The following is a 22816-nucleotide window of genomic DNA, read 5'->3' on the forward strand; positions in this document are numbered from 1 at the left end:
GGTCTACTCCCAACCGCCCTTTTCCATCACAGGAGTCAGCATGCCCATCGCAAGCCCGGATCGTTACAACGCCATGATCGACGCCGCCAAGTCCGGCGGATACGCCTTCCCGGCGGTCAACGTGACCTCTTCGCAGACCCTGAACGCCGCCATCCGTGGCTTTGCCGAGGCGGAGTCCGATGGCATCATCCAGGTTTCCACCGGTGGTGCGGCCTACTGGTCCGGATCCTCGATCAAGAACATGGTCACCGGCTCGCTGGCCTTCGCTGCCTTCGCCCGCGAAGTGGCGAAGAGCTATGGCGTGAATATCGCGCTGCACACCGATCACTGCCCGGCCGACAAGCTTGATGAATTCGTGCTGCCGCTGCTTGCCGCCTCCGAGGCCGAGGTCGCCGCTGGCCGAGACCCGTTCTTCAACTCTCACATGTGGGACGGTTCGGCCGAAACACTCGAGGAGAACCTTCGTATCGCGGCACAGCTGCTTCCGCGTACCCATGCAGCCAAACAGATCCTCGAGGTCGAGATCGGGGCCGTTGGTGGCGAGGAAGACGGCGTTGAAAATGCTATCAACGACAAGCTGTACTCCACCGTTGAAGACGCGCTGGCCACGGTCGCCGCCCTCGGCTCCGGCGAGAACGGCCGCTACATCACAGCCCTGACCTTCGGTAACGTGCACGGCATCTACAAGCCGGGCAACGTGAAGCTACGCCCGGAGCTGCTCAAGGACATTCAGGAGCAGGTCGGCGCCAAGCTGGGCAAGGCCAATCCGTTCGACCTGGTCTTCCACGGCGGTTCGGGCTCCTCCTCCCAGGAAATCGCCGACGCGGTCTCCTACGGCGTGATCAAGATGAACATCGACACCGACACCCAGTACGCGTTCACCCGCCCGGTGGCCGGCCACATGTTCAGCAACTACGACGGCGTGCTGAAGGTAGATGGCGAGGTCGGCAACAAGAAGACCTACGACCCGCGCGTCTGGGGTGCCGCAGCCGAGGCCTCGATGGCGGCCCGCGTGGTGGAAGCCGCACAGCAGCTGGGCTCCGCCGGAAAGGCGCTGAAGTAGACATGAGCGACATTATGGGACGCAACCTGCTCGGCATTCCCGAGACCCTCCTGCCGGTGGAGGAAGAAGTCATCGCGCGCCTGGCAGCCGGCGACGAGCCCGTCGACGTGGTGGCCAGTTTCCCGGCATCATCGCTTGGCTGGGCACTGTTGGCCAACGAGGCCTACGAGGAGGGCCGCACCGTCGAGTCCTACGCTTATGCCCGGGTCGGCTACCACCGAGGCCTCGACGCGCTGCGCAAGGCCGGATGGCGCGGACAGGGACCGGTGCCGTGGCGCCACGAGGCCAACCGCGGTTTCCTGCGCGCACTCTACGCACTGCAGCGTGCCGCTGCAGTGCTCGGCGAGAGTGAGGAAGTCGAGCGCATCGGCAAGTTCCTCAACGAATCCGATCCGTTGGCTGCCGCTGCCATAGCCGCAGGAGAGTAGATTCCACGCACCAGCGACCAGCAGCTGGGCTGACCTGGGGAAAATCCTCTAGGGCAGCCCCGCGGCCTGTGGTCAGAAAACCGGTTTCGCGGCCGTGCCATCCGAGGCGGGTTCGGGACCCCCGGGTAGCGCAGGCCGTGGCCGAACGGGAACAGCGGATCGATAACCGTATCGAATGGCATGGCCGGCCCATTCGCCAGCACCGCGTCCATTGATCTCGGCCGGCCCATTGGCAGCTTGCCCCGCGGGGTCGCCACGCCAAAGAGCTCTTCAAGCCGGGCTGGGGTTTCCGGCGCCGGAGATGGCCGTGATGGCCGCCGCTTTATCGGCGAACGGGCTCAGGATGGCCGGCCGGTCCATGAACACCTCCAGAACCGTCGGAATCCTGCTGCGCAGCTCGATCAGCTCCCCGAGCTGTGCGGACGCGTAGTCGAGGGTACCCGCGTGGAAGAAGTCCTCGAGTACCGTCTCGTGCTCTTCATCCGGTGCCCGCTGGCACACAATGGCCACGTCGGCTTTCTCTGTACCGCTGCGATGGGGACTTCTCCCCATCGCAGCCCCACCGAAAGTGCACTAGGTTCGAATGGTGTCGTGGGCAGTTCCGCGATCGGATACCCGGAGGCAAATAACGCATGGCGCTGGATCATTGGGAAGTCTCGGTTAGTGAGGCCCAGAAGATCGTGGGATACGCGGCGGATGACATAGAGCGCCTCAAACGCCAGTCAGACTCGTTGGTCAGCTCGTTCAGCGCGTCTGCAACTGCATGCAATCATCTGGACATCGGAGATGCCTTGGACTCCCTGCTGCATGACTTTGCTGGTCCACTACTTGAGGCTGCACTCGGTGCGGGGCGTTCCATCACTGGGCAGACAGGCAAGGCCATCCAAGCGTATGAAGATGCCGATGCGACGATGGCTGCGGCCGCAGAAAACGCCGTGGACCTGATTCCCGACATGTCGAAGGACGATCAGGCGGGAGCCGAGTAATGGCCGTGTACATGACGGGACTTCCCGAGGCCCTTCCAAACCCTGCCGCCATCGATGATGCGGCCTGGGACGTCCGTTCGGTCGGTGTCTACTCCGACTCCATCAGGGATGAGGTCCAGGGCGAGTGGAAAAACCTGGGCGCTGTTTTCAAGTCCCCGCATCAGGACCGGGTATATTCCGCCGTCACCAAGGTCATGGGTCCATACATCGACGCGACCATGGCACTCACCGATGACGCGGCCAAGGCACTTGAAGCTTTCGCCGATGACATGACCGCCCTGCGGTCGCGTTTTGAGAACATCCGCTCCCGGGCAGCCACCCATAATGCCGTTCCCTTCGTCGACCAGGACACTGAATACTGGCAGGACAACACGGAGGTGCAAAACGAAGTGGATGCGGTGGCCGGCCTATATGACGCCGCCGTAGACCGCTGTGCGAGTGCCCTGAGAAAGCTCAATCCATCCATGCCAGGTGGGCTCGAGACAGCCGCGACGGTGGCCGGGAAGATGGGCGACGGCAAAGAACTGCTCAAGGCTGCCGGACTCGGTGCCTCGCACTTCACCTTCAGGGACGGAAAACTCTTCTTCAGCTTCACCCAAACCTCGACGCCGGGCCAACCGGTTAACCCGAACCGATTCAGGATTAATGCCTTCGTGCTGGAACGGCTGGGGGTGCCGTCGAGCTATCTCGAGCGCCTTCACGCCAGTCAAGGACCGGACCTCGTTCGAGTGTCGAACAACGCCACACGGGCCATGCTCGGAGACGTGTATAGGACTTCCACGAGCGGAGACCTCCCTCCGACCTCCATGCTCGGGAAGCTGGTGGCCCGGTACCCCTGGCTGAGGAACACCAAACTCAACACCACAGGAAACGACCTCTCATTTAGCACCCAACTAACCCGTGGACCCGGCGCTCCTCCGGGAACCAGCGGACTGGCGAACGGTTCGCCCGGTATCCTCAGGCCGTTGGAGAAGGCCGAAGCATTCCTGAAGGGACCCGCTGGCAAGGTCTTGGCTGTTGCCGGTCCAGCGCTGACGTTTGCTGGCTCCTATTCCGAGGGGTACAACTCCAGTGTGCTGCGCAACCCGGAAATGTCCGAGGCCGAGCACCATGGCAATGCGGTTGTGGATGCGGGCACCGTCGCGGTGGCCTCGGAGATCGGTTCCGTAGTCGGAACTGGTGTGGGTAGGCTCGCGGGTGGCGCGATCGGCCAGGCGCTGATTCCCATTCCGGGCGTCGGCGCGGCCGTGGGCGGTTTCGTGGGCGGCCTCGTGGGCGGTTGGGTCGGCGGTAACGTGGGAGGGGCAGTGGGCGGCTTGGTCAACGACATGCGCCACGGGGATAAATCCTTCGGCGCCGCGGTAGGGGATGCCGGCATGAACCTGCTCAAATCATTTAATCCATTTGGCTAACAGGAGATCGGAAACATGACGGTACAAGAACTACTGATCTTCCTGGTGGTCATCGCCCTGGCCGCGCTGGCCCTCGCCATACCGTTTTTCCGGGCGTGGACCGGCGCCTGGCGCTCATGGGCACGGCAGGGACCGGGGCCGCTGGTCTTTACCAAAAGGAACTACGCACCACTGCAATTCGGCGTGGCTGCCCTGGCGATAGTGTGCCTCGCCCCGGCGATCTATGCCTCGGCGGAACGGCTCGAATCCGCGGGTCTCATCTGGAACGTCTTGCTGGTTGTTTTCATCCCGGTGGGACTGGGCATGCGCTGGTGGTGGCCCGCCGCGCTGACCCCGCGCTGGCACAAGGACTGGGTCGGTCGCGGTGGACTGCCAGAGACCCCGTTGTGGGGCCCGAACGAAGAAGTACCGGAAGCTCAAGCACGAAAGGGATGGCGCTGATGTCCGAGCAGAACACGCAGACCACAGTGGGGCATCGACGAGTGCTCGCCTTTGAAACCGCCGGCACGTGGATTCCGGAGATACTGCGCGAAGAGGTGGAGCTCTTCGCTGCCATGCCGCCGGCCGAAAACGAGTTCACCCCGAACATCGTCGTGACGGTGAACGCCTATGCGGGAACGCTGCAGGACTTCTCCCGGTTGGCGCTTGCCGGATTGGAATCCAGTCTGTCGGAAACCCGCATCGTTGATGTGGGAAGCTGGGCCTATCGCTTCCAAAACCCGGATGCCGGGGGCAACGTGCCCACCGATGCACTGGGAGAACCGCTGGCCTCCCATGAAGGGCGGGCGATCGAGTACACCCACCGGGCCCCGAACGGCCGCACCGTCAGCGGCGTCGACTACCTGGTGCTCCTTTCCGGCTGGGCCATTCAGATCAGCACCACCACGGCCATCCAAACCCGTTTCATCTTCGATGGCGATTTCGAGCGCATGGCCCGTTCCACCGTCGCCTTGCGCGCCGCTGGACCGGCCGATGCCGCTGATCACGTGCCGGCGCCCGCGATGCACGGAATCGACCCCATTGCCACGGATGTGCTGGGTGAGGAGGCCGAAGACCTGAGTCTGCAGTTGACCTCCGGCGCCGATGTCGGCGCGGGCAATTGGATCTCCGGTGAAGCGCTGGCCAGGATCCCCGAACTCCAGGATGCAGTTGTCGGCCGGCTGGGCGCCATGACCGCGGACCCCGTCCTGGACGAACTCCGCGGGCTGGGCCTGATGGAAAATGGCCGGCTGGGAGGCGTCGGACAATTCATGGCGGCGGCTCTCAGCGATGCCTCGGCACGGCTCAGGCTGACAGGTCGATTCCTGGACCATGAAAGCCTCTTCCAGGCATTTGCCTATGGAGACCAGGCCCTGGTCATCGCCGGACCGGGTTATGGCCCCCTGATCCTCAACCAGGCGTGGGATTCACCAGCGCAGGGTGCGCTGAAGGTCCAGATCCTTCCGCTCTCCGAACTGACATCGTCGGTCTCGCGCTGGGCCGGGGCAGGACCGGCCTGGAACCTCCATGTGGCACCGTTCATGTTCGAACAAGAGCTCATCGAGGAACGGTTCGGAGGCGAGGCGCCGCTCCCAGAAGGCGCAGGCCAGGTACTGGAGCAGGTCTGGAACCAGCCTTGGTTCATCTGGCAGCTCGAGGTGGAGGGACCGCGCGGCGCCGTGCCGGCATGTACCTATGTCAACGCCGGACCGCGGGGCAACTACCGGATCGGGACCGTCGAGGAACCGGGGTCCGGAGACGTGAAAACGGCAATGTGGGCCACCGAGAGTGCTCTGATCTTCCGCCAGGTCGAAGACGCCCTGCAGGCCGCCTATTTCGGGCGCGATGCCCGGTTGGCGTAACCGAGGCAAATCCCGGTGCGACGGTGGACGAAGGACAATGGATTCCAGGCTCCTCCGCCTGCCAGCCCCTTCCGCCGGCTCCGGATCGGGGGCATGATGCGCCTATGGAAGATTTCACGGCGCTGAGGCTCACTGAGCTGGTCTATCTACCTCCCGCCCGGGTCTGGGACCTGCTTACTGATTGGGCTGCGGCCCCGGCCTGGATGCCCGGAATCGCCGAGATGCATGCCGAGGAACCGCTGCGTGTCGGGGCGGTGCTCGACTACCATTCCGGTGGCCATGAACGGCAGCTGACCGTCATCGACCTGGACCTCGGAAGGGCGATCACGCTGTCTACCGGTCCCGGGGACGGGCGCACCGACTACTCCTACTCGCTGAGCGAGGACGGTTCCGACACCCGGATGGAGTTGGTGGTCTCCGTTCCTCCGGCGGGCCCGGGCGGCAGCCCGGCGGAGCTGCGGCACGCCGTGGCCGCGGCGGAGGCGGGGCATTTGGCTGCCTTCAAGAACTTCGCGGAAATGGCGCCCTGAGGCCGCCACTAGACTTGACTGCCGGGACCCTTGAAAGGATTGTCTTGGCCAAGCTCTATTTCCGTTACGGTGCGATGAACTCCGGCAAATCCACCGGCCTGCTGCAGGCTGCGTTCAACTACGAGGAACGTGGCCAGCGTGTGGTGCTGGCCAAGCCCGGCATCGACACCAAGGGCGAGGCGGACATCGTCTCGCGTCTGGGCATGACCCGGGGTGTCGACTTCCTGATTCCCGCCGACGCATCGCTGCGCGCCCTGTTTGCGCTCCAGGCGGCGGGCGATGACCCCGACGCGCTGCTCGAACACGTCGACATCAAGCCCGTGGCCTGCCTGCTCGTCGACGAGGCCCAGTTCCTCACCCCAGAGCAGGTCGATGACCTGTTCCGGATCGCCGTGCTCGACAGGGTCCCGGTGCTCGCGTATGGAATCCGTTCCGACTTCCAGACCCATGCCTTCCCCGGCTCGCGCCGGCTGCTGGAGATCGCCCACACCATCGAGGAGCTCAAGACCATCTGCCGCTGCGGGCGAAAGGCGTTGTTCAACACCCGGCGAATCGGAGACGCTGTCGTGTTCGACGGGGACCAGGTAGCCATCGATGGGGCGGACGTCTGGTACGAATCCCTGTGCGGGTCCTGTTACCTCGAGGCCTCCGGCGGGGCGCTGGGGTCCTGACCCGCCCGAAGCAGTGGCGTGGAGCTCGTTCCGCCTACTGGGCCAGGCTCCCGGCCATGCGGAGGAATTCCCGGGCAGCCTCGACCGGGGCTGCCTCAGCGCGCAGCGCAATGAGCTTTCGCGACAGGGCCAGCTCCGGAACATGGACCACTGTCAGGCCCGGTGGGCGGGTGGCCAGGGTCAGGCGCGGGACCAATGCCATGCCATGTCCGGCTGCAATCAGGCGCAGCGTCGCGGTGAAATCATCGCTGGTTGCCACCACCCTGGGGTGCAGTTCGGCGTTCGCCAGGGTGGACTCGATGATTGTTGCATCGCTTGACCCGCGGTGGTGCAGCAGCCACGGCCTATTGGCCAGCTCCTCGGTCGATATCCGGGAGCCTTCACGCATGCCCCACGCGGTGGGGACAACCACGCAATACGGATCGTCGCCGATCCAGTGCCGGGTGACGCCCTGGGGCAGCACCAGGCCGGATTCCCCCACCTGGTAAATGATCGCCATGTCCAGTTCGCCGCCCGAGCGGAGCCGTGGGACGGTGGTGCTGGGCTCGCCGATGGTGATCTTCAGCTGGATGCCCAGATCCTTCCAATCCGGGGATTCGAGCACATCGGCAAGGATGAACATCGCGGCGGACGGGAACACCCCGATGCGCAGCTCCCGCGCCGATCCATGAACCGTCGCCGAAGCGGCGGCCAACAGTTCATCGGCGTCACGCAGCAGCTTCAGGGCATGCTGGCCCACGACGTGCGCGGAGTCTGTCGGGTGGGCGGAGCGTGCGCTGCGCACGAAAAGCTGGATGCCCGTCTCGCGTTCCAGGGCCGACATCTGCTGTGAGACGGCGGAGGCCGTGTATCCGAGTCTGTTGCCGGCTCCCGTGAACGAACCCAAGCGCAGGACTTCAACAAGCGTTCTCAGGTGAACGAGGTTAAGCATCAGTTTTCCTTGCAGTGAGGGAGTCTAAGTAGCGGGTGTCCTACATCATAGCTTCACTGGGATCCTTCTAGACTGGAGAATTCCGGCCGATGGCATCCGAAACGTGAACAGGGAATAAGAACCAGTAATGCTTGAGCAACATCTGTACCTCAACGCCACATTCCATACTCAGTGGTCCACCACCCCGAGAGCCACAGCGATGCTCACCCGCGGCGAACGGATCCTCGCCATCGGTACGCCGGAAGAACTGCGCGCACACGCGACCGGGATTACCTCGACGGTTGACCTCGGCGGGGCACACGTGGTTCCCGGCCTGACCGACTCCCACATCCACACCGGCAACTATGCCCGCGAGATCGCCGCGCTGGACCTTCGTGGCACCCGTTCGCTGGAGGAATCCCTGGAGCGGGTCCGGGCCTATGCCGCGACGCTTCCGGAAGGTGCCTGGATCTTCGGGGGCCGCTGGGACTACAACGCCTGGGACCGCCCGGTCCAGCCGGACCGCCAGGCCCTGGACTCGGTCACCGGTGGCCGCCCGGCGGCCCTGCCCAGCATCGACGGCCACACCCTCTGGGCCAACACGGCTGCACTTGAGGCGGTCGGCATCGACGCGGGGACACCGTGTCCCGTCGGTGGGGAGATCGTGCGCGACGCCGACGGCAACCCCACGGGCATCCTGCGTGAAACCGCGCAGGACCCGTTGTCCGAAATCCGTCAGAGCCCGGCAGCCGGTGACCTGGGCGCCCAACTCGCCGAGGGACAACGCCGGCTCCTCGCCGTCGGGTTGACCGGCGTCCACGACTTCGACGGAGAGGATGCGCTCGAGGGATACCAGCAACTCCGGGCCGCCGGCGAGCTGCACCTGCGCGTGCACAAGGCCATCCCGATGACCGCTCTGGATCACGCCATCGCCATGGGACGGGCCACCGGAGACGGGGATGCCTGGTTGCGCACCGGGCCGGTCAAGCTGTTCTCCGACGGCGCCCTCGGCTCCCACACCTGCCACATGACCGAGGCCTTCCCCGGTGATGACGGCAACACCGGCATCGAGGTCATTCCCTACCTGGAGCTGCTCGCACTGGTGCGGCAGGCAGCCGGTGCCGGAATCGCCGTGGCCACCCACGCGATCGGCGACCGCGCCAACCAACTGGTGCTCGACGCCTACGAGGACCTGGCCCGGAACCCGCTCGATGCCCCAGCCGGCGCCCGGCCCGGGCTTCCCCGCCTGCGCCACCGCATCGAACACACCCAGCATCTGCGCCCGGACGACGTCCAGCGGCTGGCCGAGCTCGGCGTCATTCCCTCGATGCAGCCGACACACTGCACCACCGACATCCCCTTGGCCTCGACCCTCCTGGCCGGGCGCGACATCGCCTCGTATGCCTGGCGCTCGCTGCTCGACGCCGGCGCGCACCCGGCCTTCGGATCCGATGCACCGGTTGAGCTGCCGGATCCGTTGCACGGGATCCATGCGGCAGTCACCCGCCAGGACCAGCAGGACCAGCCGGCCGGCGGTTGGCAGCCGGGCGAGCGGATCACCGTCGCCGAAGCCATTGCCGCCTACACCGTGGGTGCCGCATACGCCTCCGGAGAGGAATCCCACAAGGGGCGTCTTCGTCCGGGAATGCTCGCCGACTTCACCGCCCTGGGCGCCGATCCCTACACCATCGATCCTTCCGAGTTGCGCGACGTCTCAGTTGTCGCCACGGCCGTCGGCGGCTTGATCCGCCACCGGGCAGCTGGCTAGCGCCAGCTCCCGCACCCCCCCCGAACATCACGCACCTTTAGAAGGAAAAAACCATGACGAACACCACCCTCGGCAAGATGCGCTCCGCGGCACTGGCCTCCGCCGCACTGATCGCATTGCTGGCCACCTCGGCCTGCGGCGGTCAGACCCTGAAGGAAGCGAACAACGGTGCAGCCGCCCCCGCCCAGGCATTCACCGCGGTTCCGGCGCCGGAGGAGGACCTGGCGAAGCCGGTCATCGACGGCATCAAGCCCAATGCGGAGCTCACCGCGATGCTGCCGGAAGGCATCAGGTCCACCGGGCTGAAGATGACCACTTCCGAGGGCTACCCGCCGATGGAGCTCTTTGCCCAGGACGGGAAGACGCTGATCGGCGTCGACCCGTCGGTCGGCCGCGCCATCGCCAACAAGCTCGGCGTACCGATCTCCGTCAACACGGAGGACTTCAACGCGCAGATCCCCGGCATCACCACCGGACGCTATGACATCCTGCTCTCCTCCATGACCGACAATGAGGAGCGCCGCAAGACGGTCACCTTCGTGGACTACGTCGGTGCCGGCAACGGCTGGGTCGTCAAGGCCGGAAACCCGGCGGGGATGGGTGTGCCGGATTCGGCCTGCGGAAAGACCGTCGCCGTGGTCGATAACGGATCGTCATTTGACCTGGTCAAGGGCTTCGACAAGGAATGCAAGGCAGCCAAGAAGGAAGGCGTCGAGATCCTGGCGTTCGCCGGTGACCAGGATGCGATCCTGCAGGTGCGCAACGGCCGCGCCGATGCCGGCATCAATGACTTCCCCGTCGCCGCCTACCGCGCCCAGTCCTCCGAGGGCGAGCTGGAAGCAGTCTCCATCGAAGGCGAAAAGAGCCCCTGGGGCATTGCGATGAACCCGGACAAGAAGGAACTCATCTCGGCGGTGCAGAAGGCGCTGCAGGAGCTGATCGATGACGGTACATACACCAAGGTCCTCGGCGCCTGGAACGTCCAGGACATGGGCATCGAAGTCGCCACGATCAACGACGGCAAGTAGGGCCAGGACATGCGGCAGTCACCTCGAACCAGGAATATCAAGCCAAGGGAACTGAGCGGTCCCGACGGCCGGCCCGTACCCGTCGTCCCGCTCAGGCACCGGGAACGGTGGATCATCGGCGCACTGGCCGTCGCCGCCTTCCTGTGGTTGGCCGTGACCATGGCCACCAACCCCAACATCCGCTGGAACAAGGTAGCCGAGTACCTGTTCTTCCCCAAGATCATCGACGGCATCTGGGTGACCTTGATGATCTCGGTGCTGGCGACGGTGCTCGGACTCGGGCTCGGCGTGATCCTGGCCAACATGAAGCTCTCTGCCAACCCGGTGCTGAACTGGTTGGCGACGTTGTACATATGGTTCTTCCGCGGTACCCCCGTGCTGGTCCAGCTGATCTTCTGGTACAACTTGGCGTTCCTTTTCCCCGCCCTGGTCATCAAGATTCCCTTCACCGACATCGGCTACGTGTGGAACACCAACGACGTCATGACCGGGTTCAACGCGGCACTGCTGGGCCTCGGATTGAACCTGGCGGCCTACTTCGCCGAGACGGTCCGCGCCGGAATACAGGCAGTTGACCAGGGGCAGTCCGAGGCCGCATACGCGCTGGGCATGACACCGGGCAAGCGGATGCTCAAGATCGTGCTGCCGCAGGCACTGCGCATCATCATTCCACCCACCGGCAACGAATTCATCTCGATGCTCAAGACCACGTCACTGGTGTACGTGGTTGCCGGCAACGACCTGATGACCAATGCCAGCCAGATCTACAAGCAGAACAACCTGATCATGGAGCTGCTGATCGTGGCATCGATCTGGTACATGGCGATGACCGCCGTTGCCACCTATTTCCAGGCCAAGCTGGAAAAGCGGTTTGGGGCGGAAGCGGTGCAACTGGTCCGGAAACCCGGATTACTGCAACGGGCGATGGGTGCCAAGACGGCAGCTTCCCTCATCCCCGGCGGGACCGCCGATACAGGGGCCTCCACCAATGTTTCCCAGGCCGGAAAGGTCCTTTCATGATCCCCGAGAACAGTGAACTCCACGTCCAGTCCCGAGGCGTCACCAAGGCCTTCGGCGCGCACCAGGTGCTCAATGGGGTCGACTTCACTGTTGCCCCCGGCGAGGTCAGCTGCATCATCGGCCCGTCCGGTTCGGGGAAATCCACGTTCCTGCGCTGCCTCAACGCGTTGGAAACCTACGATGACGGATCACTGCTGGTCAACGGCAGCCACGTCGGGTACGAGTTCCGGAATGGGCGCTACTACGAATGGAACACCAAGCAGTTCGCCGGTTTCCGCTCACGTATCGGCATGGTGTTCCAGCGCTTCAACCTCTTCGGGCACCTCAGCGCCGAGGAGAACGTGGCCTGTGCCCTGGTGGAGGTCCGCGGCATGCAGAAGGAGCAGGCGCGGGCCCGGGCGTTGCAGGAACTGGCGAAAGTGGGACTGGCCGAGCACTCGCATAAGCGCCCGCACCAGCTCTCGGGCGGCCAGCAGCAGCGGGTGGCCATTGCGCGGGCCTTGGCGATGGACCCGGAGATCATGCTCTTTGACGAGCCGACGTCGGCTCTGGACCCGGAGCTCGTCGACGAGGTCCTGGAAGCGATGAAGGTGCTCGCGTTGGCGGGCATGACGATGGTGGTGGTGACGCATGAGATGGGCTTCGCCCGCGAGGTGGCCGACACAGTGCACTTCTTCGATGCCGGAAGGATCGTCGAGTCCGGAGCGCCGGGCCACGTGCTGGGCAATCCGCAGATGGATCGGACGAAGGCCTTCCTGGCGAAGGTGCTCTAAACCGGAGGCCCGATGCGCGGGCGTTCGGCCGAGGCCCGGCCCGGCCGAACGCCCAGCAGTCCATCCAGCACCACTTCGACGCCCCAGGCGAAGGCGTCGGCATCAAGTGCCGGTGCCCCCGGGGCCTCCGACCCGACGGCCTGGAGCGAGCCGCGGTCCTGATGCACCGTGACCGAGCCGAAGAGGTGGTTTAGCAGCAGGTGCCTGGCCCAGCCGGAGCGCTCCGCTGAGATGCCGGCATCCTCGAGCAGATCGCGTAGCCAGGTCAGAGGTTGGATCGCCGCCGGCTGCATGGTCTGGGCCAGCTGCACCACCTCGGCGCTGTCCGGCACCGGCAACAACACGGTGCGCAGTTCGGTGAGCATCCCTGCGACGGCGGCCCTGGGTTCGGTGTCCGTTCCACGGACCGGGGGATGGATGCTGCCCAGCAGGCGCGCCGCCACATCGACGAGCAGGTCCTGCTTTGACTTCACGTGCCAATACAGCGCGCCGACCTGTACGTCGAGCTCCCTGGCCAGGCGGCGCATCGACAGGTCGGCCAAACCGAACTCGGAAAGAATGCCGACGGCGGCATCGACGAGCTGTTCCCGGGTGAGTGCCATGCAAGCAAGTCTAGGTCGATCGGACACAACCCCTCGACGTTTGCGCCGCGGCGCTGTTTGATGGGTGCATGAGGAACGAATTTCCGACTCCGGAGGCCATGGCCGAATTCAAGCGCCTGTCGCGCCTGCTCCTGGGCGACGGGGTGGTCGCCGGGAACATGTTCGGCGCAGAATCCCTGAAATTCGACGGCCGGGCCATCGCCTGCCTCAGCGGCGACGCCATGGCCTTCAAGCTCGGTCGCGGTGCGCCGGAGCATGAGGCGGCGCTGGCCGTCGACGGAGCCGAGCTCTTCGATCCCTCGGGCATGGGCAGGCCGTTCAAGGACTGGGTATCGGTCCCGGCATCGGCACTCGGGAACTGGGAGGGGCTCGCCAAGGCGGCGTTGCTAGCGGCCGAATGAGCGCCGGAACCCGCCCGATGGGGCGTCGGAAGCCACGTGTCGCGGGCTTTTGCGGTAAACTCGGGACGTAAGAGCCCCTTTCTCTTACGAGCATGCCCGAAACGGGCGGCGCGAAGAACGAGGGGCATTTCTGCGCCCGGCACCGTCGGGACCCGGTGAAAGCCGGCCACGCTGACCGAAGCAAGGGGGAGGATCCCATGCCAGCAATCGTGATCGTCGGAGCCCAGTGGGGCGATGAGGGCAAGGGCAAGGCCACTGATCTACTCGGTGGACTCGTTGACTATGTGGTGAAGCCAAACGGTGGTAACAACGCCGGGCACACCGTTGTTGTCGGCGGTGAAAAATATGAACTCAAACTGCTTCCGGCAGGCATCCTGTCACCGAACGCCATTCCGATCATCGGCAACGGCTGCGTCGTGAACCTCGAGGCGCTGTTCGCCGAGATCGAGGGGCTTGAGGCCCGCGGTGCCGATACCTCGAAGCTGCGTGTCTCGGCTAACGCGCACCTGGTGGCTCCGTACCACCAGACAATGGACAAGGTCACCGAGCGCTTCCTGGGCAAGCGTGCCATCGGCACCACCGGACGCGGCATCGGCCCGGCCTACATCGACAAGGTCGGACGCCTGGGCATCCGCGTCCAGGACGTCTTCGACGAGTCGATCCTGCGCCAGAAGGTCGAGGGCGCATTGCGCCAGAAGAACGAGCTGCTGGTCAAGGTGTACAACCGCCGCGGGGTGGAGGTCGACGAGATCGTCGATTACTTCCTCTCCTACGCCGATCGCCTGCGTCCGCTGATGATCGACGCGACGCTCGAGCTGAACAACGCCTTGGACGCGGGCAAGGTGGTCCTGATGGAGGGAGGCCAGGCCACGTTCCTGGACGTCGACCACGGCACCTACCCGTTTGTCACCTCGTCGAACCCGACGGCGGGCGGCGCCTCCGTGGGCTCGGGCATCGGCCCGACCCGGATCACCCGCTCCGTGGGCATCATCAAGGCCTACACCACCCGTGTCGGTGCCGGGCCGTTCCCGACCGAACTGTTCGACGAGATGGGCGAGTACCTGCAGAAGACCGGCGGCGAATTCGGTGTCAACACCGGCCGTCCCCGGCGCTGCGGCTGGTACGACGCCGTCCTGGCCCGCCACGCCTCGCGCGTGAACGGCTTCACTGACTACTTCGTCACCAAGCTCGACGTGCTCACCAACATCCCGCAGATCCCGGTCTGCGTCGCCTACGACGTGGATGGGGTGCGCTTCGACGAAATGCCGATGACGCAGACCGACTTCCACCACGCGAAGCCGATCTTCGAGTACTTCGACGGATGGACCGAGGACATCACCGGGGCCCGCACCCTGGAAGACCTTCCGGAAAACGCACGCAACTACGTGCTGGCCCTGGAAGGCATGTCGGGTACCCGGTTCTCCGCCATCGGCGTGGGACCGGACCGCGAACAGACGATCGTGCGCCACGACCTGATCAACGACTAGGGTTTCGACCCACGCGAGGGCGTGGCCGGGATCGGATTGAAGACCAAGAACGAACGGTTTCGCTCCGGCCTGTGCCACGCCCTTGGTGCATCTCCTCACGATGGCGCCTTGCGCCGGGAACCCGCTCCGTGGCTAGTTTTCCCGGCCGGTCCCCGGGGACGGCTCCCGGTCGACCGGGTGGGCCGACACCGCGCGGGCGGCACGGCTGACCATCAGCGAGCCGGCCAGCCCGGCGAGCAGGCAGGCGACGGCGCTGAAACTGGCTGCCTGGACCCCGGCGGTGAACGCGTCGGACAGGGCTCTGGCCACCTCCGGTGCCGCAGCGCCGAAAGGGAATCCGGCCGGGCCGTTCAGGATCGAGGGAATGATCCCGCCAGCCGAATCGCTCAGCAGTGCCGCCCACTTCGCGGCGTCGAGTCCCGGCAGGTTCAGCGCGTCAAGCCCCCGTGTTGCGGCGGCGGTCGTGGCGATGGCCAGCACGCTACCGGAAACCGCCGTGCCGAACCCGGCGCCGAGTTGGCGCACCGTGCTCTGCGTGGCCGATCCCTGCCCCGACGCGGCTGCCGGGATGTCACGCAGCACCGTGCTGGTGAGCTGGGCGGAGGCCAGGCCCAGGCCCAGGCCGTAGAGCACCAGGACCAGTACCAGCCACATGACGGGGAACCCGGGGCGGGCGATGAACGCGATGGCCAGAACGCCGATGACCTCCAGGCCCAGGCCCAGCACCACCACCCGGTCCGGGCCGATGCGCGCCGAGAGGTGGCGGGCCGACGCGCCTGAGAAGAAGGCGCCCAGGGCCATGGCGGCGAGGATCAGCCCGGCGCCCATGGTGCCGGTGCCCAGCACGTTGATCAGGTACAGCGGCAGCACCAGCAGCAGGCCGAATTCGCCCATGGCCACCAGGGTTGCCGTGGCATTGCCCCAGGAGAAGGTCCTGTGCCTGAAGAGGCTCAGGTCAAGAATGGCTGAGCGTCCGGCGGAAGCCCGGTGTTTTTCCCAGCCCAGGAACGCGGCGAGCAGCACCATCGAGAACGCCGCGGTAATCGGTATGGCCGAGACGGCGGCTCCGGGTCCCCAGCTGGCGAAGCCCAGCTCCAGTGTCCCCTTCGGCGCCCACCAGCCCAGCGAGGGACCCTCGATGAGCGTGAAGACCAGCAAGCCGAATCCGGAGGCACTGAGCAGCACGCCGGGAACGTCAAGACCGCGTTCTGCGTGGGGCCCGGTGGTTTCGGGCACGAATGCCCAGGTTCCCAGCAGGACCAGCAGCCCCAGTGGGATGTTGACGAGGAAGATCCAGCGCCAGTCCAGGTAGGTGGTGAACACCCCGCCCAGCAGCGGGCCCAGTGCCGCGGCTCCGGACATCACGGCGCCCCATATTCCGAATGCGGCGGCGCGGTCCTTGCCGGTGAACGTCGCGTTGACGGTGGAGAGGGTGGAGGGCAGGACGGCCGCGCCGCCGATACCCTGGATGGCCCGGCCCCAGATCAGCATGTCGGCGCCCGAGGCCATCGCCGCGACCAGGCTGCCGGCCATGAACAACACGACGCCGATCACGAAGAGCCGGCGCCGTCCCACCCGGTCCCCGAGTCGACCGCTGGTCAGCAGCAGGGCGGCCAGGATGACCGAGTAAAGGCTGTTGATCCACTGGGCCTGGGTGAGATCGAGGTGAAGCGCGTCGATGATGCTGGGAATGGAAACGCCGACGATGGTCCCGTCCAGGACGATCATCGACAGCCCGGCCGCCAAGACCGCCAACGCCGCCCACTTGTTCTCCCGTTTGTTCGTCATATTCCACAGGGTAGCCACGGAGTTCGGCCCGGCACATCCACCGGTCGGTGGATAGTGGCTAGGGTTGGTCGTAGAGCAGGAACGAAGAAGGGAATAGTCGTGAAGGTCAGTGTCGGACAATTTGCCCCCACCGGGTCGGTGGAGGAAAACCTCGAAACCATGGATCATTGGGCCGAGCAGGCAAGCATCGACGGTTCGTCGCTGGTGCTCTTTCCCGAGGAGGCCATGCTCGCCGTGGGCAAGGTCCAGGGGCCGCTGGCGGCGGCGGTGGAGCATGAGTGGAGCGGTTTCGTCCAAGGGCTCTCGTTCATCGCAGCCAAGCATTCGATTGCCATCGTCGCCGGCGGCTACGAGGGCAGCGGAGAATCCCGCCCCTACAACACGCTGGTCGTCATCGACGCGACTGGCCGGATCCTGGGCACCTACCGCAAGATCCACCTCTACGATGCGTTCTCCTACCAGGAGTCGACCCGGATCATGCCCGGCGATCCGGAGGCAGTGGCGGTCTTCGAGATTGACGGCCTGAAATTCGGTGTGCAGACCTGTTATGACCTGCGCTTCCCGGAGCTGTCCCGGCGCCTGGCCCTGGCCGACGCCGACGTGCTGCTGGTCTCAGCCGCCTGGTTCAAGGGCGAGCACAAGATCGAGCACTGGGAGACCCTGCTCAAGGCCCGCGCCATGGAAAACACGGTCTGGGTCGCCGCCGCGGGCACCAGCTCCACACATACGATCGGCCACTCGGCGATCCTGGATCCGATGGGCGTGCCGGTCGGATTCCTCGGCGACGAGCGCTCGGGCATGGTCAGCGCCGAGGTGTCGCGCCGCCGCATCGAGGAGGTCCGCGAGTTCCTCCCGGTGTTGGCCAACCGCCGGCTCTAGCCCGAGAATCCGACGGGGGGACCCGGGCTCCTGCCAGCGTGCCGGATGCCGCGTGGCCCGGCTCCTGCACCGTGTACTGGACGCGGTTTTCGGCCCAGGGGACCACCACGCCCAGTGATTCGTCACCGGGGGCCACCTCGAGCACCACCTGCAGCCGCGGGGCCTGGAGCCAGATGACCAACCGGCCGTCGGGCAGGTCCTCGAAGCGCATCCGCATGTCCCTGATGGTGGCCGAGGCCTTGAACGGCGGCTGGACATCGGGCAGGGCCACCATGCCGGGCCGCGGCAGCACGGCCAAGTTCTCGTGGGAGAGTTCCTGGCCGGTGATCCTGTCGCAGTAGCAGGCCTGGAGGGTGCCCGCCTAGATGATTGATTCCAAGGGTTCATGGTCATAGGCGGTCAGCGACCGCAGTGGATGGGAACCGGTGTTCAGGTTGTGCCAGATGGCCACGGTCAGCGCGAGGATGCGTTGCAGGACCCGCACGGTGACCCCGGCGATGGTCCTCCCGCCATGGGCCTCCAGGTCCAGCTGGCCCTTGAGGGTGTCGTTGATTGACTCGATGACCTGACGCAGTGGCTTGAGCAGACTCTTTCCGGGACGGGGTTTCTCACCTTGACGGGTCGGACGGACCAGGGTGATCCCGGCCTCGGAGAGGTCCTGCTCGAAGGCCTTCCCGTAGTAGTTCTTGTCCGCGATGATGATCTGTCCCGGCTCCACCGGGGTGGGCAGGTTTTCCAGGATGCCCAGCAGGGTCTCACGCTCATCGGCCTTCGCCCCGGTCAGCGCGTAGCCGACCGGCAGTCCGGTCGGGGTGCACAGCAGGTGCAGGCGCAGCCCCCAGAACCACCGTGAATGCGAGGCGCAGTACCCGTATTCGGCCCAGCCGGCCAGTTCGGAGCGGTGGGCCGTGGTGTGGGAGCGCCCGCATTCCACAGGGGTGGAATCGGCGAGCCACAGCTCATCGGACCAGAGCCCGGTGGTGTGGGCCAGGTGTTCGTTGAGAGCCTGCAGGGTCCCGCCCAGCTTCCGCAGCCGTTTGTTGTATCCGGGTTGTTGGGGCAGGTCCGGGAACCATCGGCGCAGGTCGTTATGGGATTGGCGGAGCCAGCGGCGTTCGGAGGTGAAGCCGAGCAGGGCCTGGAGGACCGCGATGGTGACCAGTTCGGCGTCGCTGATCCGGGGCCCGAAGCCGATGGCCGGACGCCACGGGAGCAGGTGCGGATTGGCCTTCAGAAAGTCGTCCGCGCAGGCGTACAGTGCTGTTGCAAGGGTGTCCAGATCGGGAGCCATCGGAACTCTCCAGGTTCGAATGTTGGGTATTACATCTCGATTCTGGACACCCTTGCCCGCGCTGTCACCCCTTGGAATCAATCATCTAGGCCAAGTGGGCAATGGCCAGCCCGAGCACGAAGCCGTCGGTGCTGATGCCCCAGTACTTCCAGCGCTTGGTCCGCCATCCGTGTCCGATGCCGGCGGGCAGGGGGGGTGCTTGAATGCAGCGGTCGCCGGGTGAAGCCCACGGCCCCGGGATTGAGCCGCCCATTGGCAAGGACGGGGTCCACCGGGGCCGCTATTTCGCGCATCAGGCGAGTCTAAGGCTGGTTGGCCCTCTGGGCGGGTGCTGCCGACCGGGTGGCTTCGCGTGCCGCGCGGTCGGCCCATCCCGTGGGGCCCGGCAGCGAGCGTAGCTGCCGGTTGGTGAGCGCCAGGGCGGTGGCCACGGTAACGATGCCGGCGCAGAGCAGGAGCAGCCCCTGCCAGCCCCAGGCCAGGTACCCGAACCCGGCGATCAGCGGGGCCAGCGGCACGGCACCCATGGAGAGCAGGTCCGCTGCGCTGTTGGCCCGGCCCAGCAGATGGGTGGGAACAGCTGCCATGAAGTAGCCGCCGAGTCCCGCATTGATGGCCGGTGCGCCGAGAATGCCCGCTGCCAACACCACGGCGATCGCCCAGACGTGGGTCACGAACGGCAGCGTGGCGATGGCGGCGGAGATCAAGATTAGTCCGGCGCAGATCAGCGGTCCGGTGGGGAAGCGCTTGATCAAGGTGGGGGCCAGGATGCTGCCCCCGAGCATGCCCACGCCGAGGGCCGCCGAAACCCAGCCGATGGTCACCGGGGCCTCGCCGCGCTGCTGCAGGCCGAAGACCACCGAAGTCACTGCCGCGTTCACGCCGAGGTTCAGGATCGTGGAGATGAACAGTACCCCGCGGAGTTCGGGGCGGTGGAGCAGCCAGCCGAAGCCCTCGCGGGCCTCGTGCAGGAAGTCGCGGACCACCCCGCGTTTCCGGCCGTCGGCGGCCGCCCGCGGTTCGCCGGATTCCCCGTCGGGGGAGGCCTCGGCGCTCGGTCGCAGGTCGGCGTGGATCAGCCGGGCGCTGATGGCGGCCAGGAGGTGCGAACCGCTGATCGCCGCCAGCGGGGCGGCCCGCGAGATGGCGAAGAGCAGGCCGCCGACGGGGCCGCCGCTCAGGGAGATCACGGCGTCCCGGCCCTGGTTGGCGGCCAGCGCCGAGCCGAGGCTGCGCTCGTCGACCACGGATTTCAGGGCTGCGTTGGAGACTGATCCGAAGAGTCCGTTGCGCAGGCACATCAGTAGGTGCAAGGCGGTGAGCGACCAGAATCCCAGCATTCCGGCCAGCTGGAAGCCGGTCAATGCCGTCCCGATGACGGCGCCGGTCAGGCCGCCGATGATCATCAGCCGGCGGCGGTCGTGCCGGTCGGCGAGCACGCCGCCGGGGATGGTGGTCAGGATGCGCCCGATCTGGCCGATGGCCGCGATGACGCCGGCCTGTGCCGGGGAGCCGGTGACGAAGAGGGCGAGCAGGGGGATGGCGAAGGACTGTAGTGCCGCCCCGAGGGCGGAGGAGGTGTCGCTGGTGAGCCACGCAAGATAGGTGCTGTTGCGCCACAGGTGCGGCGGCGGGGTTTCCTGGAGGGGTTCCATGGGTTCAGAATAGATCTACAACTAAACTTGCGCAATAAAAATTGTGCAAGTTTTCCGGTCCACCTCGTACACTGTCGTCATGACAACCGAGCGGACCCCGAAGCCGGTCACCGCCGTGCCGGACCGGAACATGACATCGCCGATGCTCAAAGCCATGGCGAACCCGTTGCGGAGGCAGATCCTGGCCATTCTCGGGGCGGTGGAATCGGCGCGGGCCACCGATCTCGCCCAGCGGCTGGATGTTCCGGCGAACAAGCTCAGCTTCCACCTTCGGGTCCTGGCCGCTGCGGGAATCATCGCCGAGGCGCCGGAGCTGGCCCGCGACAGGCGAGACAGGGTGTGGCAAACGGTGCCGGGAGGGCTGCGCATCGGATCGCCCGACGCCCCGGCCCCGGCCGATGACCGGTTGGCGCTGCTGGCCTATCTTGACCAGGAGGGCCGCGATCAACACCGGCGCCTGGATGCCGTGTTGGGTGCTGCGGCCGCATACGCGAAGGTGCCCGAAACCGACCCGCGGGCCCTGTTGAACACCACGGCGCTGCTGCTCGACGAGGCGGAGTTGGAGGAGTTGGGGGATCGGATCATCGAGGTGATCCGGTCCATGAAGCGCAAGCATGCCGTGCCGGTGGCCGAGTCCGGCGAACGCAAACTCTGGCACTTCACCATGTTCATGGCCCGCGAGGACCTGCCCGGGCTCGAGGCATCCGGTGACGGCCCCGGAACCTCCCCGGGGGGCCGGGACCCGGGCCGTCCGGAAACCGGCTGAGTGCTCGGCATGCGCCGGGTTGGCACGTCCGGGTCGGCATGGTGAACTCCCCATCGGACGAAGCTGCGTTCACTGTAGCTCCCAGCCCAAGGGCGGCAGCGCATCGCTTACCGGTCGGCGCCGCCGCCGGCTCCCCTTCAGGTAGACCGCGCTGATTGGTATGATTCCAACCATGTCCAGCTCGCGAGCTATTTTGCTTCGTTCCCGCTCTGAAGACGATTTCGAGGTCCTGTTCCACATCGCTGCCGATTTGAGCACGTGGGAGGAACGCAACGCGGCCTCCCCCGCTCCGCTGGATCGGGAGTCCTTCAGGGCTCGGCTGGCGCAGGCCGACGCCGCCGGTTCAGGGAAGGGCGTGCGTTTCGTGATCGACGTGGAGGGCGCCGCGGTCGGTAGCGTCATGCTCTTCGGCGTCGACGAGCTCGCCCGCCATGCGGAAGTCGGCATCGCCTTGGTCGCCGAGGCCCGCGGAAAGGGCATCGGGACGGCGGCCATCTCGCAGATCGTCGAATTCGCCTTCGTGCGCTGCAACTTGCGCCGCCTCCACCTCCAAGTGATCGGATCGAACCTCGGCGCCATCCGCGCCTATGAGAAGGCGGGGTTCGTGATCGAGGGTCGGCAACGCCAGCATGCCTGGGTACGCGGAAAGTACGAGGACATCCTCGTGATGGGGATACTCCGCCCGGAGTAGGAAGCAAGAGCCCGGAAACGGGTCTCCGGCCAAGTGCCGACCCCGAAGTCATCGCGCGCGGGTCTTGCCCGTTGTGTGGATCCACAGGCCCGCTCGCCAACGATCGTGATTCCACCGCTTCAGGGGAAGGCCGGGGACGGCATCTGAAGGGAATCAGGCGGCGGGCAGGATGGTGGCCAGATCCAGGATGCGGTCAGCGCGCGGGGCGCTGCGGGCGATGAGCCGGGCATTGACCTCGTCGGAGCCCAGCGCCCAGGCCCGGGCATCCTCGGGGCTCTTGCCGAAGGCAGCATGGCGTTCGATCAGCCGCTCGTGCCGCAGGCCGGTGTCCGGTTCCAGGTACCAGGACGTGTCGAGGCAGGCCGCAGCCCGCCGCCAGGGCCCGCCGTCATGCAGCAGGTAGTTTCCCTCGACGACAATCAGCGGGGTGCTGTAGTGAACCGGCAGGGCGCAGGCTATCGGTTCCTCGATCTCGCGCCGGAACACCGGGGCATAGATCAGTGGATCGTCCCCGGTCTGGGCCTTGACCCGTTCAAGCAGCAACGCGCAGCCCATCGCGTCGAAGGTGTCGATGGCGCCCTTGCGCCCGGATTTCCCCTCGGCGCGCAGCACCTCGTTGGCCAGGTGGAACCCGTCCATCGGCAGCAGGCTGGCCAGCTCCGGGCCCAGTTCGCGCGCGATCGCCGCGGCCAAGGTGGACTTTCCCGAGCCCGGTGCGCCGATGATGCCCAGCACATGGCGGCCCGCCAGGCCCGCAAGGCCGCGGGCATGGGCGACTAGTTCGTCGAACTCGACTCGTTCCAAGGGCATTTCGCTTCGCTCCATG

General features: G+C 66.0%; 25 protein-coding genes. 17 read left to right on the plus strand and 8 right to left on the minus strand.

Annotation, left to right across the window (positions count from 1 at the left end; all coding sequences use genetic code 11):
- Positions 1 to 40 precede the first annotated feature (40 nt).
- Both fbaA and E9229_RS06360 read left to right on the plus strand, forming a co-directional pair.
- Positions 41 to 1063, plus strand: coding sequence for a class II fructose-bisphosphate aldolase (fbaA, locus tag E9229_RS06355; protein ID WP_183510424.1), 1023 nt, complete (start codon positions 41 to 43; stop codon positions 1061 to 1063).
- A 2-nt stretch (positions 1064 to 1065) separates the two neighbouring features.
- Positions 1066 to 1491, plus strand: coding sequence for a DUF3151 domain-containing protein (locus E9229_RS06360; protein WP_183510425.1), 426 nt, complete (start codon positions 1066 to 1068; stop codon positions 1489 to 1491).
- Positions 1492 to 1761: 270 nt separating this feature from the next.
- On the opposite strand, the gene E9229_RS06365 is transcribed toward E9229_RS06360, so the two are convergent.
- Positions 1762 to 2001: a hypothetical protein gene (locus tag E9229_RS06365; RefSeq protein ID WP_183510426.1), complete on the minus strand. Its 240-nt coding sequence runs from the start codon at positions 1999 to 2001 to the stop codon at positions 1762 to 1764.
- A 122-nt stretch (positions 2002 to 2123) separates the two neighbouring features.
- Between E9229_RS06365 and E9229_RS06370 the strand changes: the two genes are divergently transcribed.
- From E9229_RS06370 to E9229_RS06395, 6 genes are all read left to right on the plus strand, one after another.
- Entirely contained in the window at positions 2124 to 2477 is a 354-nt protein-coding gene (locus E9229_RS06370) for a DUF6507 family protein (RefSeq protein WP_183510427.1), read from the plus strand.
- 11 nt (positions 2478 to 2488) lie between these two features.
- On the plus strand, positions 2489 to 3889 hold the full coding sequence (locus E9229_RS06375) for a hypothetical protein (RefSeq protein WP_183510428.1): 1401 nt from the start codon (positions 2489 to 2491) through the stop codon (positions 3887 to 3889).
- A gap of 15 nt (positions 3890 to 3904) precedes the next feature.
- Entirely contained in the window at positions 3905 to 4330 is a 426-nt protein-coding gene (locus tag E9229_RS06380) for a hypothetical protein (RefSeq protein ID WP_183510429.1), read from the plus strand.
- On the plus strand, positions 4330 to 5730 hold the full coding sequence (locus tag E9229_RS06385) for a hypothetical protein (RefSeq protein WP_183510430.1): 1401 nt from the start codon (positions 4330 to 4332) through the stop codon (positions 5728 to 5730). Before E9229_RS06380 ends, E9229_RS06385 begins: the two co-directional genes overlap by 1 nt.
- Before the next feature lie 104 nt (positions 5731 to 5834).
- A complete protein-coding gene (locus tag E9229_RS06390; protein WP_183510431.1) occupies positions 5835 to 6260 on the plus strand; it encodes an SRPBCC family protein in 426 nt (141 codons plus the stop codon).
- A gap of 44 nt (positions 6261 to 6304) precedes the next feature.
- Positions 6305 to 6931 carry a thymidine kinase gene (locus E9229_RS06395; protein ID WP_183510432.1) on the plus strand — a complete coding sequence of 209 codons (627 nt, stop codon included), beginning with the start codon at positions 6305 to 6307 and terminating at the stop codon, positions 6929 to 6931.
- A 34-nt stretch (positions 6932 to 6965) separates the two neighbouring features.
- Here the strand turns inward: E9229_RS06395 and E9229_RS06400 are convergent, their stop codons facing one another.
- Positions 6966 to 7862 carry a LysR family transcriptional regulator gene (locus E9229_RS06400; RefSeq protein ID WP_183510433.1) on the minus strand — a complete coding sequence of 299 codons (897 nt, stop codon included), beginning with the start codon at positions 7860 to 7862 and terminating at the stop codon, positions 6966 to 6968.
- 127 nt (positions 7863 to 7989) lie between these two features.
- On the opposite strand from E9229_RS06400, the gene E9229_RS06405 reads away from it, so the two are divergent.
- From E9229_RS06405 to E9229_RS06420, 4 genes are read left to right on the plus strand one after another with little or no spacing between them, the layout of a single operon-like run.
- Positions 7990 to 9609, plus strand: coding sequence for an amidohydrolase (locus E9229_RS06405; protein WP_183510435.1), 1620 nt, complete (start codon positions 7990 to 7992; stop codon positions 9607 to 9609).
- 53 nt (positions 9610 to 9662) lie between these two features.
- Entirely contained in the window at positions 9663 to 10637 is a 975-nt protein-coding gene (locus tag E9229_RS06410) for an ABC transporter substrate-binding protein (RefSeq protein WP_246380384.1), read from the plus strand.
- 9 nt (positions 10638 to 10646) lie between these two features.
- Positions 10647 to 11657 carry an amino acid ABC transporter permease gene (locus E9229_RS06415; RefSeq protein ID WP_183510436.1) on the plus strand — a complete coding sequence of 337 codons (1011 nt, stop codon included), beginning with the start codon at positions 10647 to 10649 and terminating at the stop codon, positions 11655 to 11657.
- Positions 11654 to 12430, plus strand: coding sequence for an amino acid ABC transporter ATP-binding protein (locus tag E9229_RS06420; RefSeq protein ID WP_183510437.1), 777 nt, complete (start codon positions 11654 to 11656; stop codon positions 12428 to 12430). Before E9229_RS06415 ends, E9229_RS06420 begins: the two co-directional genes overlap by 4 nt.
- Here E9229_RS06420 and E9229_RS06425 read toward each other — a convergent pair.
- Entirely contained in the window at positions 12427 to 13032 is a 606-nt protein-coding gene (locus E9229_RS06425) for a TetR/AcrR family transcriptional regulator (protein ID WP_183510438.1), read from the minus strand. The genes E9229_RS06420 and E9229_RS06425 overlap by 4 nt on opposite strands.
- A 68-nt stretch (positions 13033 to 13100) precedes the next feature.
- On the opposite strand from E9229_RS06425, the gene E9229_RS06430 reads away from it, so the two are divergent.
- Positions 13101 to 13433, plus strand: a complete 333-nt coding sequence (locus E9229_RS06430) for a hypothetical protein (RefSeq protein WP_221184392.1) — start codon at positions 13101 to 13103, stop codon at positions 13431 to 13433.
- A 197-nt stretch (positions 13434 to 13630) separates the two neighbouring features.
- A complete protein-coding gene (locus tag E9229_RS06435) occupies positions 13631 to 14920 on the plus strand; it encodes an adenylosuccinate synthase (protein ID WP_183510439.1) in 1290 nt (429 codons plus the stop codon).
- Between the two features lie 132 nt (positions 14921 to 15052).
- On the opposite strand, the gene E9229_RS06440 is transcribed toward E9229_RS06435, so the two are convergent.
- A complete protein-coding gene (locus E9229_RS06440; RefSeq protein WP_183510440.1) occupies positions 15053 to 16708 on the minus strand; it encodes a DHA2 family efflux MFS transporter permease subunit in 1656 nt (551 codons plus the stop codon).
- 99 nt (positions 16709 to 16807) lie between these two features.
- On the opposite strand from E9229_RS06440, the gene E9229_RS06445 reads away from it, so the two are divergent.
- On the plus strand, positions 16808 to 17587 hold the full coding sequence (locus tag E9229_RS06445) for a carbon-nitrogen hydrolase family protein (protein ID WP_183510441.1): 780 nt from the start codon (positions 16808 to 16810) through the stop codon (positions 17585 to 17587).
- Here E9229_RS06445 and E9229_RS20015 read toward each other — a convergent pair.
- The 3 genes from E9229_RS20015 to E9229_RS06460 form a co-directional block, all read right to left on the minus strand.
- Positions 17511 to 17915: a DUF2804 family protein gene (locus E9229_RS20015; RefSeq protein ID WP_407671354.1), complete on the minus strand. Its 405-nt coding sequence runs from the start codon at positions 17913 to 17915 to the stop codon at positions 17511 to 17513. The genes E9229_RS06445 and E9229_RS20015 overlap by 77 nt on opposite strands.
- A gap of 33 nt (positions 17916 to 17948) precedes the next feature.
- Entirely contained in the window at positions 17949 to 18878 is a 930-nt protein-coding gene (locus E9229_RS06455; RefSeq protein WP_183509723.1) for an IS982 family transposase, read from the minus strand.
- A 302-nt stretch (positions 18879 to 19180) separates the two neighbouring features.
- Positions 19181 to 20533: an MFS transporter gene (locus E9229_RS06460; RefSeq protein WP_183510443.1), complete on the minus strand. Its 1353-nt coding sequence runs from the start codon at positions 20531 to 20533 to the stop codon at positions 19181 to 19183.
- A gap of 79 nt (positions 20534 to 20612) precedes the next feature.
- On the opposite strand from E9229_RS06460, the gene E9229_RS06465 reads away from it, so the two are divergent.
- Positions 20613 to 21299, plus strand: a complete 687-nt coding sequence (locus E9229_RS06465) for an ArsR/SmtB family transcription factor (RefSeq protein WP_183510444.1) — start codon at positions 20613 to 20615, stop codon at positions 21297 to 21299.
- 172 nt (positions 21300 to 21471) lie between these two features.
- Positions 21472 to 21990: a GNAT family N-acetyltransferase gene (locus tag E9229_RS06470; RefSeq protein ID WP_183510445.1), complete on the plus strand. Its 519-nt coding sequence runs from the start codon at positions 21472 to 21474 to the stop codon at positions 21988 to 21990.
- 153 nt (positions 21991 to 22143) lie between these two features.
- On the opposite strand, the gene E9229_RS06475 is transcribed toward E9229_RS06470, so the two are convergent.
- Positions 22144 to 22800, minus strand: coding sequence for a nucleoside/nucleotide kinase family protein (locus E9229_RS06475; RefSeq protein WP_183510446.1), 657 nt, complete (start codon positions 22798 to 22800; stop codon positions 22144 to 22146).
- Positions 22801 to 22816 lie beyond the last annotated feature (16 nt).

The organism is Paeniglutamicibacter cryotolerans, assembly GCF_014190875.1.
GTDB classification, from domain to species: Bacteria; Actinomycetota; Actinomycetes; order Actinomycetales; family Micrococcaceae; genus Paeniglutamicibacter; species Paeniglutamicibacter cryotolerans.

What these genes read in the sequence shown, in the direction of transcription:
- fbaA (WP_183510424.1), top strand. Translation starts at nt 41, where the DNA reads ATGCCCATCGCAAGCCCGGATCGTTACAACGCCATGATCGACGCCGCC.
- E9229_RS06360 (WP_183510425.1), top strand. Translation starts at nt 1,066, where the DNA reads ATGAGCGACATTATGGGACGCAACCTGCTCGGCATTCCCGAGACCCTC.
- E9229_RS06370 (WP_183510427.1), top strand. Translation starts at nt 2,124, where the DNA reads ATGGCGCTGGATCATTGGGAAGTCTCGGTTAGTGAGGCCCAGAAGATC.
- E9229_RS06375 (WP_183510428.1), top strand. Translation starts at nt 2,489, where the DNA reads ATGACGGGACTTCCCGAGGCCCTTCCAAACCCTGCCGCCATCGATGAT.
- E9229_RS06380 (WP_183510429.1), top strand. Translation starts at nt 3,905, where the DNA reads ATGACGGTACAAGAACTACTGATCTTCCTGGTGGTCATCGCCCTGGCC.
- E9229_RS06385 (WP_183510430.1), top strand. Translation starts at nt 4,330, where the DNA reads ATGTCCGAGCAGAACACGCAGACCACAGTGGGGCATCGACGAGTGCTC.
- E9229_RS06390 (WP_183510431.1), top strand. Translation starts at nt 5,835, where the DNA reads ATGGAAGATTTCACGGCGCTGAGGCTCACTGAGCTGGTCTATCTACCT.
- E9229_RS06400 (WP_183510433.1), bottom strand. Translation starts at nt 7,862, where the DNA reads ATGCTTAACCTCGTTCACCTGAGAACGCTTGTTGAAGTCCTGCGCTTG.
- E9229_RS06405 (WP_183510435.1), top strand. Translation starts at nt 7,990, where the DNA reads ATGCTTGAGCAACATCTGTACCTCAACGCCACATTCCATACTCAGTGG.
- E9229_RS06410 (WP_246380384.1), top strand. Translation starts at nt 9,663, where the DNA reads ATGACGAACACCACCCTCGGCAAGATGCGCTCCGCGGCACTGGCCTCC.
- E9229_RS06415 (WP_183510436.1), top strand. Translation starts at nt 10,647, where the DNA reads ATGCGGCAGTCACCTCGAACCAGGAATATCAAGCCAAGGGAACTGAGC.
- E9229_RS06420 (WP_183510437.1), top strand. Translation starts at nt 11,654, where the DNA reads ATGATCCCCGAGAACAGTGAACTCCACGTCCAGTCCCGAGGCGTCACC.
- E9229_RS06425 (WP_183510438.1), bottom strand. Translation starts at nt 13,032, where the DNA reads ATGGCACTCACCCGGGAACAGCTCGTCGATGCCGCCGTCGGCATTCTT.
- E9229_RS06430 (WP_221184392.1), top strand. Translation starts at nt 13,101, where the DNA reads ATGAGGAACGAATTTCCGACTCCGGAGGCCATGGCCGAATTCAAGCGC.
- E9229_RS06435 (WP_183510439.1), top strand. Translation starts at nt 13,631, where the DNA reads ATGCCAGCAATCGTGATCGTCGGAGCCCAGTGGGGCGATGAGGGCAAG.
- E9229_RS06440 (WP_183510440.1), bottom strand. Translation starts at nt 16,708, where the DNA reads ATGACGAACAAACGGGAGAACAAGTGGGCGGCGTTGGCGGTCTTGGCG.
- E9229_RS06455 (WP_183509723.1), bottom strand. Translation starts at nt 18,878, where the DNA reads ATGGCTCCCGATCTGGACACCCTTGCAACAGCACTGTACGCCTGCGCG.
- E9229_RS06460 (WP_183510443.1), bottom strand. Translation starts at nt 20,533, where the DNA reads ATGGAACCCCTCCAGGAAACCCCGCCGCCGCACCTGTGGCGCAACAGC.
- E9229_RS06465 (WP_183510444.1), top strand. Translation starts at nt 20,613, where the DNA reads ATGACAACCGAGCGGACCCCGAAGCCGGTCACCGCCGTGCCGGACCGG.
- E9229_RS06470 (WP_183510445.1), top strand. Translation starts at nt 21,472, where the DNA reads ATGTCCAGCTCGCGAGCTATTTTGCTTCGTTCCCGCTCTGAAGACGAT.
- E9229_RS06475 (WP_183510446.1), bottom strand. Translation starts at nt 22,800, where the DNA reads ATGCCCTTGGAACGAGTCGAGTTCGACGAACTAGTCGCCCATGCCCGC.